Annotated in this window: 15 protein-coding genes; 8 read left to right on the top strand and 7 right to left on the bottom strand. The window is 73.5% G+C overall.

The genetic code is table 11. From position 1 onward, the window contains the following. Positions 1-57 precede the first annotated feature (57 nt). The 3 genes from ACZ7P3_RS38165 to ACZ7P3_RS38155 form a co-directional block, all read right to left on the bottom strand. Positions 58-333, bottom strand: coding sequence for an Rdx family protein (locus ACZ7P3_RS38165; RefSeq protein WP_472088879.1), 276 nt, complete (start codon positions 331-333; stop codon positions 58-60). A gap of 10 nt (positions 334-343) precedes the next feature. Beyond that, positions 344-1258, bottom strand: a complete 915-nt coding sequence (locus tag ACZ7P3_RS38160) for a HipA family kinase (protein ID WP_472088878.1) — start codon at positions 1256-1258, stop codon at positions 344-346. A gap of 214 nt (positions 1259-1472) precedes the next feature. Then, the gene (locus tag ACZ7P3_RS38155) at positions 1473-2975 is read right to left on the bottom strand and encodes an IucA/IucC family protein (protein ID WP_472088876.1); all 1503 of its coding nucleotides are present in this window, start codon (positions 2973-2975) and stop codon (positions 1473-1475) included. An 87-nt stretch (positions 2976-3062) separates the two neighbouring features. On the opposite strand from ACZ7P3_RS38155, the gene ACZ7P3_RS38150 reads away from it, so the two are divergent. The 3 genes from ACZ7P3_RS38150 to ACZ7P3_RS38140 are packed head-to-tail and all read left to right on the top strand — an operon-like array spanning position 3063 to position 6655. Continuing rightward, positions 3063-4577 (top strand): IucA/IucC family protein, encoded by a 1515-nt coding sequence (locus ACZ7P3_RS38150; RefSeq protein ID WP_472088874.1) that lies wholly within the window; start codon positions 3063-3065, stop codon positions 4575-4577. 9 nt (positions 4578-4586) lie between these two features. Then, positions 4587-5849 carry a VWA domain-containing protein gene (locus ACZ7P3_RS38145; protein ID WP_472088872.1) on the top strand — a complete coding sequence of 421 codons (1263 nt, stop codon included), beginning with the start codon at positions 4587-4589 and terminating at the stop codon, positions 5847-5849. Continuing rightward, positions 5849-6655 (top strand): hypothetical protein, encoded by an 807-nt coding sequence (locus ACZ7P3_RS38140; protein ID WP_472088870.1) that lies wholly within the window; start codon positions 5849-5851, stop codon positions 6653-6655. Before ACZ7P3_RS38145 ends, ACZ7P3_RS38140 begins: the two co-directional genes overlap by 1 nt. A 121-nt stretch (positions 6656-6776) precedes the next feature. Here the strand turns inward: ACZ7P3_RS38140 and ACZ7P3_RS38135 are convergent, their stop codons facing one another. Next, positions 6777-7403, bottom strand: coding sequence for a winged helix-turn-helix transcriptional regulator (locus ACZ7P3_RS38135; protein WP_472088868.1), 627 nt, complete (start codon positions 7401-7403; stop codon positions 6777-6779). Between the two features lie 81 nt (positions 7404-7484). On the opposite strand from ACZ7P3_RS38135, the gene ACZ7P3_RS38130 reads away from it, so the two are divergent. Beyond that, positions 7485-8693 carry a pyridoxal phosphate-dependent aminotransferase gene (locus ACZ7P3_RS38130; protein WP_472088866.1) on the top strand — a complete coding sequence of 403 codons (1209 nt, stop codon included), beginning with the start codon at positions 7485-7487 and terminating at the stop codon, positions 8691-8693. Positions 8694-8829: 136 nt separating this feature from the next. Here the strand turns inward: ACZ7P3_RS38130 and ACZ7P3_RS38125 are convergent, their stop codons facing one another. After that, a complete protein-coding gene (locus tag ACZ7P3_RS38125; RefSeq protein ID WP_472088864.1) occupies positions 8830-9303 on the bottom strand; it encodes an HIT family protein in 474 nt (157 codons plus the stop codon). Positions 9304-9498: 195 nt separating this feature from the next. On the opposite strand from ACZ7P3_RS38125, the gene ACZ7P3_RS38120 reads away from it, so the two are divergent. The 3 genes from ACZ7P3_RS38120 (at position 9499) to ACZ7P3_RS38110 (ending at position 11373) form a co-directional block, all read left to right on the top strand. Beyond that, positions 9499-10098 carry a histidine phosphatase family protein gene (locus ACZ7P3_RS38120; protein ID WP_472088863.1) on the top strand — a complete coding sequence of 200 codons (600 nt, stop codon included), beginning with the start codon at positions 9499-9501 and terminating at the stop codon, positions 10096-10098. Positions 10099-10271: 173 nt separating this feature from the next. Beyond that, positions 10272-10898: a hypothetical protein gene (locus tag ACZ7P3_RS38115; protein ID WP_472088861.1), complete on the top strand. Its 627-nt coding sequence runs from the start codon at positions 10272-10274 to the stop codon at positions 10896-10898. Positions 10899-10950: 52 nt separating this feature from the next. Next, positions 10951-11373 carry an acyl-CoA thioesterase gene (locus ACZ7P3_RS38110; RefSeq protein ID WP_472088860.1) on the top strand — a complete coding sequence of 141 codons (423 nt, stop codon included), beginning with the start codon at positions 10951-10953 and terminating at the stop codon, positions 11371-11373. A 144-nt stretch (positions 11374-11517) separates the two neighbouring features. Here the strand turns inward: ACZ7P3_RS38110 and ACZ7P3_RS38105 are convergent, their stop codons facing one another. Together ACZ7P3_RS38105 and ACZ7P3_RS38100 are read right to left on the bottom strand one after the other, a co-directional pair. Next, positions 11518-11919, bottom strand: coding sequence for a winged helix-turn-helix transcriptional regulator (locus tag ACZ7P3_RS38105; RefSeq protein ID WP_472088859.1), 402 nt, complete (start codon positions 11917-11919; stop codon positions 11518-11520). Positions 11920-12260: 341 nt separating this feature from the next. After that, positions 12261-13118 carry an NAD(P)H-binding protein gene (locus ACZ7P3_RS38100; protein ID WP_472088858.1) on the bottom strand — a complete coding sequence of 286 codons (858 nt, stop codon included), beginning with the start codon at positions 13116-13118 and terminating at the stop codon, positions 12261-12263. 96 nt (positions 13119-13214) lie between these two features. On the opposite strand from ACZ7P3_RS38100, the gene ACZ7P3_RS38095 reads away from it, so the two are divergent. After that, positions 13215-14012: an AraC family transcriptional regulator gene (locus ACZ7P3_RS38095; protein WP_472088857.1), complete on the top strand. Its 798-nt coding sequence runs from the start codon at positions 13215-13217 to the stop codon at positions 14010-14012.

Raw genomic sequence — 14012 nt, 5'->3', positions numbered from 1 at the left:
GAAGGAGCAGCTCAGGGGCTGACCCATACGGCGTGAGAGCAGCTCAAGGGCTGAGGCTTACGAGGTTCCCTCCGAGTGGCCCAGGGACTTTCCCGGGGCCACTCGGTCGCGTACGGCCCGCTTCACCGCCGTGGGCTCCGGGAAGCCCTGCTCGCGGCGGTCCCAGACGACCTCGTCGTTCACCCGGACGACGAAGACGCCGCCGGTGCCGGGCTTGAGCGACAGTTCGGTCAGCTCGGTCTCGAAGGTGGTGAGCAGCTCCTGCGCCAGCCAGGCCGCGCGGGGCAGCCAGCGGCACTGGGTGCAGTACTCGATCTGGACGCGCTGTATCATCGGGTGGTCCTCATCCCAGGTGTACCGACCAGTCCTGTTCCGCCCCCGGCTTGCCATGCAGATCGGGGACCTGCTTGAGCCAGGCCGGGCGGCCCTGCCGGGTCCTGGCCGCGCGGTCGGCCTCCTCGGCCGCGAGTTCCTCCCGGTTCGGGAAGTCCGTGGGCAGCCACTCCTCGGACAGTCGTACGCGCGCGAGGAGGTAGTCGACGTAGGCGGCCCGGACGTCGTCGGGGGCAGCGAATCCGGCGTCCTCGGCGAGCCAGGCATCCGGCACCTCGCCGACGATCCCGCGCAGCAGCTCCTCGGTCACCCGGGGAGCCAGTTCCGCGTCGGCGGCCCGCACGTCGGGGGCGTGGTGGCCGAGCGCATGATGGCGGAAGTCGTACCTCTTGCCCGGGGTGGTGGTGTCCCAGCGGTGGTGGAAGACGAGGGCGGCGCCGTGGTCGATGAGCCACAGGCGCGGGGGCGCGGTGCCGAGCGTCGGCCAGACCATCAGGTTGGAGCTGTGGACCGTACGGTCCACGTTGACGGTCAGGGCGTCGAGCCAGACGATCCTGCCCGCCTCCACGGGATCCACCGGGAAGGCCTCGGCGATCTCCGGCGTGAAGTCGGCGGCGCCGGACAGGTAGTCCATGCCGAGGTTGACCCCCGCGCTCGCGCCGTGCAGCTCGCGCACCTCCTGGTGCGGCTCGTCCGCGGCGATGGCCGGGTCGAAGTGGACGAGGACCAGCTCCGGGAAGCGCAGGCCGAGAGCGCGGGCGAGTTCGCCGACGATCACCTCGGCGACCAGCGCCTTGTGTCCCTGCGCGGAGCCGGTGAACTTCACGACGTAGGTGCCGAGGTCGTCGGCCTCGACGACGCCGGGGACGGAGCCGCCGGAGTGCAGGGGTTCGACGTAGCGGGTCGCGGCGACCTCTCTCAGCATGGTCCCGGGCTCCATGGCCCCGCTGTCCTGCCATCCATGGCCAACCCCAACCTGGTGCGACCCGGGGATCCGTCACTGACGGGGCGGCGCCCCTGGTCTCCGCCCTCCGGCATCACGTGTGCATGGTAACCGGGCGTGACCGCGGTCGAGGAGTGCGGCAGGGCGCCGGTGCCCGTCGTGCCCGGCGTGCGCCGTGTCGCCGTGTCGGCCTCGCTCACTCACCCAGCAGCGGGTTCGGCAGGGGCAGATAGCGGGCGTCGGCGCCGTCCGCGTCCGTCCAGCGCAGCAGCAGGTTGGTCTTGCCGGGCAGGGTGGGCGCGGCGAGCAGGGCCGGGATCTCGGGCAGGTCGTGGCGGGCGAGTTCGCGGCGGGCGGCGGGCCAGGGGTCGAGGCCCGGGTGGTGTTCGGCGAGGGCGGCGGCGATCTCGGCGAGGTGGTTGACGACCAGGCAGTACACCAGCCGCTCCCAGCCGGCGGCACGGGAGACGTCGGGCAGCACCTTGGCGCCCTCGGCGTCCCGGAACAGCGCCTGTACGGGCGTGCCGGCCGGGTCGACGGCGACCAGGGTGTTCTGCAGATGCGCCTCGACGACGACCCCGTGCTCGTCGAACGCCCTGAGGGCGGGCGGGATCACCTGCCGCAGGTACGCCTCCCACCAGGCCTGCGGATCGGCCGTGGCGGCCAGCGGACTGCCCTCGAAACCCTCGGCGAGCCCGGCCGCGAGCAGCGGGGTGGCGCCTTCCAGGAGGTGGCCGCGCAGCCCGTCCCGGACGAGCACGGCCAGCTCCTCGAAGGCGAAGGCGGCCGTGCGGTAGCCGCGGTCGCCCAGCCAGGCCGCGGGTCGTCCCACGGCGGCGAAGGCGGCGGTCGCGGCCGTGTCGGTGCGGCGCAGTTTCAGCAGGTCGTGGCGCCACAGGCGGCGGATGTCGTTGGTGATGCGCACATCGAGGCTGAACTTCAGGAACAGGTCGCGCCCGGCTTCGTACACCGTGCGGATCGCCGCCGTCGGCCAGGTGTCGAAGGCGGTGTCGCCGAGCCGGACGAGGCGGCCGTCGGCGAAGGCGGGGGCGAGGTCGTCGGCGACGAGGCCGAGCTGCCAGGGGTGGGCGGGAAGCAGCCGGTAGCCGGGCGGGGCCGTGCCGAGGGAGTCCAGGGCGCGGGTGTCGCCCTCCTCGGCGATCTGGTCCTCGCGGACGCCGAGCAGCACCAGCGGGAAGTGCGCGTACGCCTCGGGGGCGTACGGAAGCCAGGCCGCGACCGGGCCGCCGCCGCGCGCCTTGGGGGCGGGGTGGCAGGGGTGACCGGTGATCAGGGACTGCTCGGAGCGCAGGTAGGGGTCCTCGGGCGGCGTCGCCGCGGCGCGCGCGGCGAGCAGCGCGGCGACCGCGTCCCGGCTGTCGATCATCTCGGCGGGCAGGTCGCCGCCCGGTTGCCCGGTGTGCCGGCGCAGTTCCTCGGCGACCAGTTTGACCAGTTCGGTGTGGCCGAGGCGGCGCCAGGCCCCGGCGGCGTGCACCTCGGGGTCGGCCGGCCGCCGTCCGGGGCGCACGCGCAGCAGGCGGCCGGTGCCGGGCAGCCGGTAGGCAGGCCGCTCGCCGGGGTCCGGGAGCGGTTGGGCGACCTCCCGCAGCAGGCAGTTGAGCAGGGGGGCGGCCGCATAGGCGTCGGCACGCTGTCCGACGATGCCGGTGGGTGGGTTGAGGTCCACGCGATCCATTCGTTCTTCGTCCGGGGCCCGAGCGAACAGTATGTCTTTCGTCCCGGACAATCGTGCCCCGCGCCGCCGTTCCCGAGGAGACCGACCGTGTATCAGTCCCCCACCGCCGAGGCCGAGACCGCCGAGGAGCTGGCCGCCGTCCGGCCCGGCCTGCTGCCCCGGTACTCGGCCGAGCTGCCGGGTGCCCGCGCGGCGGTGCTGACCCGCCTGTGGCGTGGGCTCGCCCACGAGCCGCTGCCGTGGGTGACCGGCAGGGTGCGCGGGGCACACGGTCTCGCCCTGCGGCTGGCCGACGGCCGGACCCTGCACGGCCCGTACGCGGACCCGTACGCGACCGCCGACCACGTCACCGCCGTCCGCCTGGACCGCGAGCGCTACGAGGATCCCGCGCGGCTGATGACCGACCTCGCGGTGCCGCACGCGGCGGGCTTCGCGGTCGAACTCGGGCACAGCGTGGCCTCGTTGGCGCTGTCCCGGGCCGATGCGGATCACCCGAAGGGGTGGTCCGAGCGGGAGTGGGAGTGGGAACAGCGGGTGGTCGACGGCCATCCCTTCCACCCCAACTGCCGTTCCCGGCCGGGGCTGTCGGTGGCGGACCAGCTGGCGTACGGCCCGGAGCACCGCCCGGTGGTCGAGCTGGGGACGGTCGCCGTGCCGGCCGCCGAGTGCCTGGTGTCCGGAGCGTGGCCGGAGGAACTGCGGGACGGGGACGACCTGTTGCTGCCGGTGCACCCCTGGCAGGCGGCCCATGTGCTCAAGCGGTCGTACGCCCCCTGGCGCCCCGCACACCCGCTGATGTCGCTGCGCACGCTGGCCCTGCCCGGCGGCCCGCATGTGAAGACCGCGCTCAGCGCCCGGCTCACCTCCTCGGTACGGGACATCTCCACGTACTCGGTCGGGGCGTCCGCGGCCCTGTCGGCCTTCGCCACGGACCTGGCCGCGCGCACGGACGGGCTGCTGCACATCACCCGCACCCTCGGCGCGGCCACCGCCCACTCCCCCGATCTGGCCGCGCTGCTGCGCGAGTCTCCCGAGCAGTACGCGGGGGCGGACGAGCGGGTCCTGCCGGTGGCCGCGCTCCCCGCCACCGCTCTTGCCGAGTCCCCCGCCTGGCTGGCCGCCTTCGCCCGCCTCGCCCTCACGGCCGGTCTGCGCCTGCTGGACCTCGGGGTGGCCCTGGAGGCCCACGGCCAGAACCTCCTGGTGGTCCTTTCGGCCGACCGCACGCCCCTGCGTCTCGTCTACCGCGACCTCGCCGACATCCGCATCAGCCCCGCCCGTCTCTCCCGCCACGGCATCACCCCGCCCGACCTGACCGGCCGGCTCATCACCGACGACGAGACGGTTCTGCGCCGCAAGCTGTTCGGCTCCCTCGTGGCGGGCGCACTCGCCGGTACGGCGGGCTCGGGCCCGGCGCTCGGGGCCGCGCTGGCGGCCGCCGTACCCGGTCTGCCCCGCACCCCCGATCTGGCGGCCCTGCTCGAAGGTCCCGTCCCGGCGAAGGCGTTGACGCTGATGCGGCTCTCCCCGGACACCCCCGGTGACCAGTGGACCTCGCTGCCGAACCCGCTCGTGTTGGAGCCCGGCGCCCGAGATCAATAAGATCCACCGATGATCAGAAGACAACGGCTGGCGGCGGGCGTCTGCGCTCTGCTCGCCGCCCTGACGGCCGGGCTCGCGTTCCCGGGCCCGGCTGTGGCCGATGAGACGGAACAGGCCGCTCCGAAGGTCGAACTCGTCCTGGACGTCAGCGGTTCCATGCGGGCGCGGGACATCGACGGCGGCTCGCGGATGGCGGCCGCGAAGCAGGCGTTCAACGAGGTGCTCGACGCGACGCCGCAGGAGGTCCGGCTCGGCATCCGTACGCTGGGCGCCAACTACCCCGGCAACGACCGCAGGACGGGCTGCAAGGACACCGAGCTGCTCTACCCGGTCGGCCCGCTGAACCGGACCGAGGCGAAGACCGCGGTGGCCACGCTGGCGCCGACCGGCTGGACGCCCATCGGTCCCGCGCTGCTGAAGGCGGCCGCCGACCTCGACGGCGGCGACGGCACCCGCCGTATCGTCCTGATCAGCGACGGCGAGGACACCTGCCAGCCGCTCGACCCCTGCGAAGTCGCCCGCGAGATAGCGGCCAAGGGCATCGGGCTGACCATCGACACGCTGGGCCTGGTGCCGGACGCCAAGACCCGCAACCAGCTCAGCTGCATCGCCCACGCGACCGGCGGCACCTACACCTCCGTGCAGCACAAGGAAGAACTGACCGACCGCGTAGGACAGTTGGTGGACCGGGCCGCCGATCCGGTGGTGACTCCGGTGGCCGCGGAGGGCGCGGACCAGTGCACCGACGCCCCGTCGCTCAAGTCCGGGCTGTACACGGACCGCGAGGAGTTCGGGCGGCAGCGCTGGTACAAGGTGGACGTCAAGCCCGGCCAGGAGCTGCGGGCTTCGGTGAGCGTGGCGGACGACCGGACGGTCAACCCCGACTACGGGGTGCTGCTGCGGGCGGTGACCGTGCACGGCCGGGAGATCGTGCGCGGCGAGGCGGCGGGCAACGGGCGTACGGACGTCATCTCCACGGGTCTCAGGTACCCGAAGGCCGAGAGCGACGACGACAACGCCACCGCCGAGACCGTGTGCCTCCAGGTGACCAACTCCTACTCGGCCGCCTCGGGCGTCAAGACGACGCCGGGACTGCCGCTGGAGCTGACCGTCGATGTCGTGGACGGCCCCGACAAGGCGAGCGACGTGGCCTCCTTCGGCCTCGGGCGCGGCTGGTGGCTGCTCGGCGCACTGGTGCTGACCGGCTTCGTGGCGGGTCTGCTGTGGGGCTGGCTGTCGCGCTGGCGGGTCGCGGTCTGGAGGACGAACTGATGCGTATCACACGAGTGCTGGGTGCCGCGCTGCTGGCGCTCGGGCTGGCCGCCGGGCCTGCGGCGGCCGACGCCTCCCCGTCGCCGAGCGCCTCGGACGACGGCAGGGCGCCCACGCAGGCGGGCACGTCGTTCCGTACGGCGACCGGGATCGAGCAGGGGCAGCCGGCCACCGCGTCCGCTTCCACCGGTGACTACCTGTACTGGTCCTTCGCCGCCGACGCCGGGCAGCGCCCGACCGTCAAGGCGACCGTGAAACTGCCCCGGACGCACGGGGTGCAGACCTGGCAGATCGACGTGTACGACGGTCTGCGCCGCCGCCAGGCCTGCCAGTACGGCGCGGCCACCCGCGCCGCCGCGCAGGAGGCGTCCTCGGTCGAGCTGACCTGTGTGCTGCGCACGGTGCGCGCCTGGTCGGAGCCGTGGGCCAACGACCCGCTGCCGGGCACGTACTACGTACGGCTGACGGTGATGGACAACCTCGCCGGTTCCGCCGACCTCGGACTGCCGGTGAGCACCGAGGTGCGGGTGGACTCCAAGGACATCGGCGGCTCGGCGGCGGTGGACGGCTCGCTGGCCGAGCCGCTCGTTCCGGGTGTGGCGGTCAAGTCCAAGGCGGAGCAGGACGGTTCGAAGCCCGCGGTGCTCTCCAGCATCAAGCCCGACGACGGCTGGTCGTCCGGCTGGTGGACCGACCGCTGGGTGTGGACCGCGGTGGGCGGCGTGCTGGCCGCGCTCGCGGGCATCGGCGGGTACGCGCTCACGCGCGGCTCGGGGCGGCCGTCCCGGGTACCGCCGAACGCCTGAGGCGTCCGAAGGGCCGCCCATGGTAGCGCCGATCGTCTGAGGCGTCCGAAGGCCCGCCGACGGTGCCGTTGAGCGCCCGAGTCGTTCGAAGGCCCGCCCACCCGGCGGGCCTTCTGCCTTTTCAGGCCTCCCGCAGCGCCTTCGCGAGCGTGCCGTCACCGGTGACGGTGACCCGTCCGGCGCGGACCGCCTCCGGCAGGGTGCAATCGCCGCGGGCGACGGCCGCGCAGGTCCCGGCGTCCATGACGAGCCGGGCGTCCGCCCCGCCGGGCGCCGGTCCGTCGCCGTAGACCGCTCCGCGCCTGGCGCCGACGCGCAGATGGAAGTCCCCCTCCTCCAGACCGACTTCGACGAGCCCTTCGCCTTCGATGGCCCGCAGCAGGGGCAGGGCGAACCAGTGGGCGCGCACGGCGTCCGTGGGCCGCCGCTCACCCAGCTCGGCCTGCCCCCACTCGCCCAGCGCCTGCAGGACGGGCAGCAACCGGCTTCCGTGCTCCGTGAGTTCATACACATAGGCCGCGCCCGGCGGAGGCAGCCGCCGCCGGGTGGTCAGCCCGTCCCGTTCCATGTCCTTCAGCCGTGAGGCGAGGACGTCCGTGCTCACCCCGGGCAGGTCCGCGTGCAGGTCCGTGTAGCGGCGGGGGCCGGCGAGCAGTTCCCGGACGATCAGCAGGGTCCAGCGGTCGCCGACGAGGTCGAGGGCGCGGGCTGCGGAACAGTACTGGTCGTAGCTTCGGCGAGGTGGCATGGGACGCAGTCTAGACATGTTGTTGGACTTTCCAAGCTCCCACTTGGTAAAACCAAGCAACACAAGTTTCCGGAGGGACGCATGGAATTCCGGCAGTCGAACAAGCTCAGCGAGGTCTGTTACGAGATCCGCGGCCCGGTGATCGAGCACGCCAACGCGCTGGAGGAGGCGGGCCACAGCGTGCTGCGCCTGAACACCGGCAATCCCGCGCTGTTCGGCTTCGAGGCGCCCGAGGAGATCCTCCAGGACATGATCCGGATGCTCCCGCAGGCGCACGGCTACACGGACTCCCGCGGCATCCTCTCCGCCCGCCGTGCGGTCGCCCAGCGCTACCAGAGCCTGGGCCTGGAGGTGGGCGTCGACGACGTGTACCTCGGCAACGGCGTCTCGGAGCTGGTGTCCATGGCCGTGCAGGCACTGGTCGAGGACGGCGACGAGATCCTCATCCCGGCGCCGGACTTCCCGCTCTGGACGGCCGCGACGACCCTGGCCGGCGGCAAGGCGGTGCACTACGTGTGCGACGAGCGGGCCGAGTGGAACCCGGACCTGGCCGACATGGCGTCGAAGATCACCGACCGCACCAAGGCCGTGGTCATCATCAACCCCAACAACCCGACGGGCGCGGTCTACCCGAAGGAGGTCGTGGAGGGCATCCTCGACCTGGCGCGCCGTCACGGCCTGATGGTCTTCGCCGACGAGATCTACGACCAGATCCTGTACGACGACGCCGTCCACCACTCGGCCGCGGCCCTCGCTCCCGACCTGGTGGTCCTCACCTTCTGCGGCCTGTCGAAGACGTACCGGGTGGCGGGCTTCCGCTCCGGCTGGCTCGTCGTCACCGGTCCGAAGCAGCACGCCCGGGACTACCTGGAGGGCCTGACCATGCTGGCCTCCATGCGGCTGTGCCCCAACGCTCCCGCGCAGTACGCCATCCAGGCCGCGCTGGGCGGCCGCCAGTCCATCCGCGAACTCGCCGCGCCCGGCGGGCGGTTGTACGAGCAGCGGAACGTGGCCTGGGAGAAGCTCAATGAGATTCCCGGGGTGTCGTGCGTGAAGCCCAAGGGCGCGCTGTACGCCTTCCCGCGCCTGGACCCCAAGGTCCACAGGATCCACGACGACGAGAAGTTCGTCCTGGACCTCCTCCTGCGCGAGAAGATCCAGGTCGTGCAGGGTACGGGCTTCAACTGGCCGGCCCCCGACCACTTCCGGATCCTCACCCTGCCCCACGCGGACGACCTGGAAGCGGCGATCGGACGGATCGGGCGGTTCCTCGGCGGATACCGGCAGTGACCGGGCGGCCCGGGCCGGGGCCGGGCCCACCGGCCCGGACACGGCCGGCCCCACCGGCTCCACCACACTCGGCGCCACCGTGCTCGGCCCCGCCACACCGGGCCCCACCGGTCACACCCCCGGCGGCCCTGAGGACTCACTGCGCGAGCCGGTCCAGCTCCTCGCCGATCGCCGCGCGCAGGGCATCGTGACGCGGACCGAGCAGATGACTGTCGTCGCTCCACGTCCGTCGTGGGTACAGCCACACCGGAAGGCCCACGAGTTCGGCCGGCTCCCACTCGTACCGGGGCCACACGTGCGCGTGCAGGAACGCGTCGGTGTTGCCGAGTATCTCCAGGTTCACCCGCCGGAAGGCCGGGTCCAGGCGCTTGCACGCACACTCGACGGCCTCGCCGAGCCGGTCCATGCCGTCCAGGAACCGCATGCGTGCGGCCTTCGGCAGGTCCGACAGCCGTCCCACGGCGGGATCGTCCGCGATCAGCACCGAATAGCCGGGCAGGAACTGGACGTCCCCGATCACCGCGAACCCCGCGTCCAGGCGCCGCAGCACCGTGGGGTTCTCCCCCCGGAGAGCGCTGCCGATCCGGTCCTTGCGCCAGTCCTCAGTCATGCCCCGACCTTAGGGAGTGCCCCGGGACGCGCCGCTGCCGGGCCCCCGTGCTCCCCGGTGCTCGTCAAACCCCGGGGTACGGCGCGGCCGTGGTGACCACCCGTCCGGCCCAGTCCGCCCCGCGGGCCCCGGGCGCCGTGTGGCACGGTGCCTGAAGGCGGGCGTGCCCGACAGTCGAGCGGGAAGGGCGCTGACATGGGTGACCTCTTTCTCGTCCGGCACGGCGAGACCGAGTGGTCGCGGTCCGGACGGCACACCGGCTGGACCGACGTGCCCCTGACCGAGCACGGGCGGCAGGAGGCGCGCCGGCTGGTGCCGCTGATCCGCTCGCAACGGATCGGCGCCGCCTTCGTCAGCCCCCTGCAACGGGCCCGGGAGACCGCCGGCCTCATCGGCGTCCACGACGCCCGGGTCGACGCCGACCTGCACGAATGGGACTACGGCGGCTACGAGGGTGTGACCACCGTGGAGATCCAGAGCACCCGGCCCGGCTGGTTCCTGTTCACGGACGGGGTCGCGCCGGGGCCGCCCGAGCATCCCGGGGAGACCCCGGAGCAGGTCGGAGAGCGGGCCGACCGGATGCTGGGCAAGGTGGACGCGACGCTCGCCGGCACCGAGGGCGGCGTCGTCCTGGTCGCCCACGGCCACTTCCTGCGCGTCCTGGCCGCACGGCGCCTCGGCCTGTCCCCGCAGCACGGTGCCCTCTTCCAGCTGGCGACGGGCACGCTGTGCCGCCTGGGCACCGAGCACGACCGGCCGGTGGTGGCGGGCTGGAACATCCGGCCACCCGACTGAACCACCTCCCCGGTCCCGTCCAGCCCTCCCTTGCCTTTTCCGTGGCTCCGCAACGGGGCCTCCGGTCCTCGGTCGCCGGTGCGTTGTCAGCGTTGTCAGACCCCGGTCGTACGCTTCGAACGAGCCGTCCGCCCGGCGGTTCCAGGGCCCCGACGCACCGGAGGGAGCACGCCGTGAGCCGACCGCCGACCGCCGCGCAGCGGCAGGTGATCGATGCCGCCGACCCGGTCACCGGCCGGCTGCGCGGTACGGAGGCACAGCTGGTCGCGCTGGTGAAGCGGGGCCTCGCCTTCCGCCATCCGCGGCCGCCGCACGATCACTTCCTCACTCCTGCGGGGCACCGGACACGGGAGGCGGTGCCCGAGGCCCCGGCCGAGCCCGCACCCTCCGCAGGGGTGTTCGCGGCGCGTGTCGGCGGCGAGGAGGAGCCACCGACCCCCTCGTCCGGTCCGGCCCGGCTGCGTGAGGTGCACAGCGCCTGGCAGGGGCTGCTGGAGCTGCGCCGGATGACCAACCCCGGCGGGGCCACCGACCGCCCGTGCGGCTGGGAGCGGACGCACCTGGTGCGGGCCGCCGCACTCGCCCTGGAGGCGGCCGGGCACCGCCCGGCGGGCCCGGACGACGACGGCTACCGGGTGCGGGCGACCCCGCAGCCGGAGGCGGTCGCCGTGCACGGACCGGACGAGGAGACGCTGCGGGTCTGCGCGGTCACGCTGGAGCGGGCGGGCTGGCAGACCGGCGCGTACAGGGAGCCGCGCACCCGGGTGCGCTATCTGCTGGCCTCGCCGCGCCGGGTGTGAGGCGCGTGCCAAGATCGGTGGACCGGAGATCCGAACGTGAGAAGGGCAAGCAGTGTCCGAACCGTTTTCCGTCCGTGTGAGCGTCCGCGGCTACGAGACCGATGCACAGGGGCACCTCAATCAGGCGGTGTACCTCAACTACGCCGAGCACGCGCGCTGGTCGTTGCTCCAGGCCGCCGGAACCGGCCAGACCCAGCTCGTCGGCCGCGGTGTGGGCCCGGTGACGCTGGAGACGACCGTCCGCTACCGGCGCGAGCTGCTCGCCGGGGACGAGGCCGACGTCACCTGCGAGTTCGAGTGGGGCGGCGGCAAGACCTTCCGGATCCTGCAGGAGATACGCAAGACGGACGGCACGGTGGCCGCCGAGGTCACCGCGGTGTGCGGCCTGATGAACCTGCGGGAGCGGAAGCTGCTCGCCCACCCCGGGGAGGTGTTCAGGGAGCTGGCGAAAGACCCCCACTTCTTCAGCTTCTGACGGCCCCCGGGTTCTTGGGCTTCTGACGGCCCCGGGGTTATTGGGCTTCTGACGGCACCCCGGGTTCCTGGGCTTCCGACCGCACCCGGGGTCCTCGGCTTCCGACCGCACCCGGGGCCGTAGGCCTCCGGCCGCCCCCCGGGCCTACGCGTCGAGCAGTTCGGGCTGGTGCTCGGCGTCGTAGGCCGCCCGCGCCTCGGCGATGTACACCCGGTTCTCCTCGGCCCAGTCGGTCAGGCGCCGCAGCGTCTCGTGCAACTCGTGGGCGACCGGCGTGAGTTCGTACTCCACCTTCGGCGGCACCGTCGGGTGCACGGTGCGGGTGACCAGGCCGTCGCGCTCCAGGTTGCGCAGGGTCAGCGTGAGCATGCGGCGGCTGATGCCCTCGATGCCGCGCTCCAGCTCCGTGAAGCGCAGCGGTCCGCGGGCGGCCGCGACGAGGATCTGCACGCTCCACTTGCCGGCCACCCTGTCGAGAACCTCACGGACGGGGCAGGCGTGCGCGTCCACGGCCTGGACGGTAACACCGGTGTTCCTCCGGGACATCCGACTGTCTCCTTACGCCAGCCTCCATGGTCACCCACGGTGGACTCCGTCGCACATCGTGCACCGAGGTGCACGATGAGGAACGGGGAGCCAGGTCGGCCGCGATCGAGAACAGTCCGTCACCGGCAACGGTGGCACCTTCACGAACATACCCCCGCCGGCCGTGGCTCGCCGTGCTGTGGCGGGCACACTGATGACGCTCCTGGACGGCACCGTCGTCACGGTGGCGATCGCCACCGGTCTGCTGATGCCGGGCCTGTCGGCACGGGGCCCCGCGCGGTGCGGCGGCCACCGTGCTGCCGGCCGACGGGTGCCTCGGCGGCACGGCGCGGGAGCGCCGGCTAACCGGCCGTGAAGGCCTCCCTGTGGTCCTCCGCCCACTCCCGGAACGACCGGGCCGGCCTGCCCAGCGTCTCGGGCACGTCCTCGGTGACCAGCGCGTTGCGGCCGGCGCGGACGTAGCCGACACCGGTCAGCACGCCCTCCGCCCGTACCTCGTCGAAGCCCCAGGCCGAGCGCAGGAAGGCACGGGTCTCGTCGGGCGACAGGTCCCGGGTCCCGACCGGACGGCCGAGGACCGAGGCGAGGACGGCGGCCTGTTGCGGGGCGCTGATCGCCTCGGGCCCGGTCAGGGTGTACGTCCGCCCCGCGTGCCGGCCGTCGAGCAGGGCATGCACCGCCACCTCCGCGATGTCGCGCGGGTCGATGACGCCCGACGCCCCGTCACCGGTCAGGTTGGGCACCGGCTCGTCCCGGCCGACCGCCTCCGCCCAGCTCAGGGTGTTCGAGGCGAACGACGACGGCCGCAGGACCGTCCATGCGGCCCCGCTCTCCGCCACGGCCCGCTCCCCGTCCGTGTGCCAGGTGCCGGACGGACCGACTCCGGCCTCTCCCGTCCCGATGGCGGACAGCTTCACCAGCCGCCGCACACCCGCCGCACCGGCCGCCGCGACCAGCGCGGTATCGTGCCGCCCGGCCTCGGGCCCGGGCGGACCCGCCAGGAACGCGGCCGTCACCCCCGCCATGGCACCCTCCAGGGAGCCGGGGTCGAGGAAGTCCCCGCGCACCACCTCCACCCCGGCGGGCACCCGGGCCCCCGCCGGGTCGCGGGTCAGGGCGCGCACCTTCTCACCGCGCGCCGCGAGCTGTCGTACCACGTCACGTCCGATGGTGCCCGTGGCACCCGTCACCAGAATCATGAGGACCACGGTGCTCCCGGCGGCGGTCCCGGCTCTTGGAAATTCCGGCACGATCGGGCCGGCCGGAAGCCGGTGCGGCGCCCGTACCGTGGAGGGGTGCCGAACACCACCGCCGAACAGGCCCCGACCACGCCCGAGGTCCTGCGTCCCTGGATCGCCGGGGTGCGGACCGTGTCCTTCACCGAGCCGGCCGACGAGGCCTTCGTCCACCTTCCCGACGCGGTCACCAAGGTGGTGCTCCGCGTGGGGCCGGGCGGGCACCGCGATGTGCTGGCCGTCGGGCCGCGGGTGCGCGCCGGTTACTACGAGGGCAAGGCCCATGTCTCCTGTGTGGAACTGCGCCTCGCACCGGGCACGGCCCGTCCCCTGCTCGGTGTGCCGGCGGCCGAGCTGGCCGGCCGCGTCGTGGCGCTGGACGAGCTGCCGGGCCGGGCGGCCCGCCGGCTCGCGGGCGAGCTGCGGTGGCTGGACCCGCGCGAGGCGGTGCCGCACCTCGCCCGGGCGCTGCCCGAGCTGCTGTCCGCCGCCGTGGACCCCGCCCGCACGGCCCTGCTGCGGGCGGGGGTCGACGCGCTGTCGGTCCATGCGGACCGGGCACCCGCCCAGGTGCGGGAGGTCGCCCGGGAACTCGCCGTGAGCGAGCGCCAGTTGCGCAATCTGTTCACCGAGGGCGTCGGTGTCTCCCCGAAGCACTATGCCCGTATCGACCGTGTCCGCACGGTCATCGGCCAGGCCACGGCCGCGCCCTGGGCCGAACTCGCCGCGGCCACCGGCTACTACGACCAGGCGCACATGACGTCCGACTTCCGCGCTCTGATGGGCGTCCCGCCCCGCTCGTACTTCACCGGCCGGCTGCCGGCCTCCGCTCCGTGCCGGGCGGGCCGGCCCGGCTGA

The organism is Streptomyces sp. NPDC107581, from assembly GCF_055657175.1.
This window is presented reverse-complemented; position numbering and strand designations above follow the sequence as displayed.

Bases quoted from the DNA above. Each gene is read 5' to 3' on its own strand.
- ACZ7P3_RS38165 (WP_472088879.1), bottom strand. From the start codon at position 333: ATGATACAGCGCGTCCAGATCGAGTACTGCACCCAGTGCCGCTGGCTG.
- ACZ7P3_RS38160 (WP_472088878.1), bottom strand. From the start codon at position 1,258: ATGCTGAGAGAGGTCGCCGCGACCCGCTACGTCGAACCCCTGCACTCC.
- ACZ7P3_RS38155 (WP_472088876.1), bottom strand. From the start codon at position 2,975: ATGGATCGCGTGGACCTCAACCCACCCACCGGCATCGTCGGACAGCGT.
- ACZ7P3_RS38145 (WP_472088872.1), top strand. From the start codon at position 4,587: ATGATCAGAAGACAACGGCTGGCGGCGGGCGTCTGCGCTCTGCTCGCC.
- ACZ7P3_RS38140 (WP_472088870.1), top strand. From the start codon at position 5,849: ATGCGTATCACACGAGTGCTGGGTGCCGCGCTGCTGGCGCTCGGGCTG.
- ACZ7P3_RS38135 (WP_472088868.1), bottom strand. From the start codon at position 7,403: ATGCCACCTCGCCGAAGCTACGACCAGTACTGTTCCGCAGCCCGCGCC.
- ACZ7P3_RS38130 (WP_472088866.1), top strand. From the start codon at position 7,485: ATGGAATTCCGGCAGTCGAACAAGCTCAGCGAGGTCTGTTACGAGATC.
- ACZ7P3_RS38125 (WP_472088864.1), bottom strand. From the start codon at position 9,303: ATGACTGAGGACTGGCGCAAGGACCGGATCGGCAGCGCTCTCCGGGGG.
- ACZ7P3_RS38120 (WP_472088863.1), top strand. From the start codon at position 9,499: ATGGGTGACCTCTTTCTCGTCCGGCACGGCGAGACCGAGTGGTCGCGG.
- ACZ7P3_RS38105 (WP_472088859.1), bottom strand. From the start codon at position 11,919: ATGTCCCGGAGGAACACCGGTGTTACCGTCCAGGCCGTGGACGCGCAC.
- ACZ7P3_RS38100 (WP_472088858.1), bottom strand. From the start codon at position 13,118: ATGATTCTGGTGACGGGTGCCACGGGCACCATCGGACGTGACGTGGTA.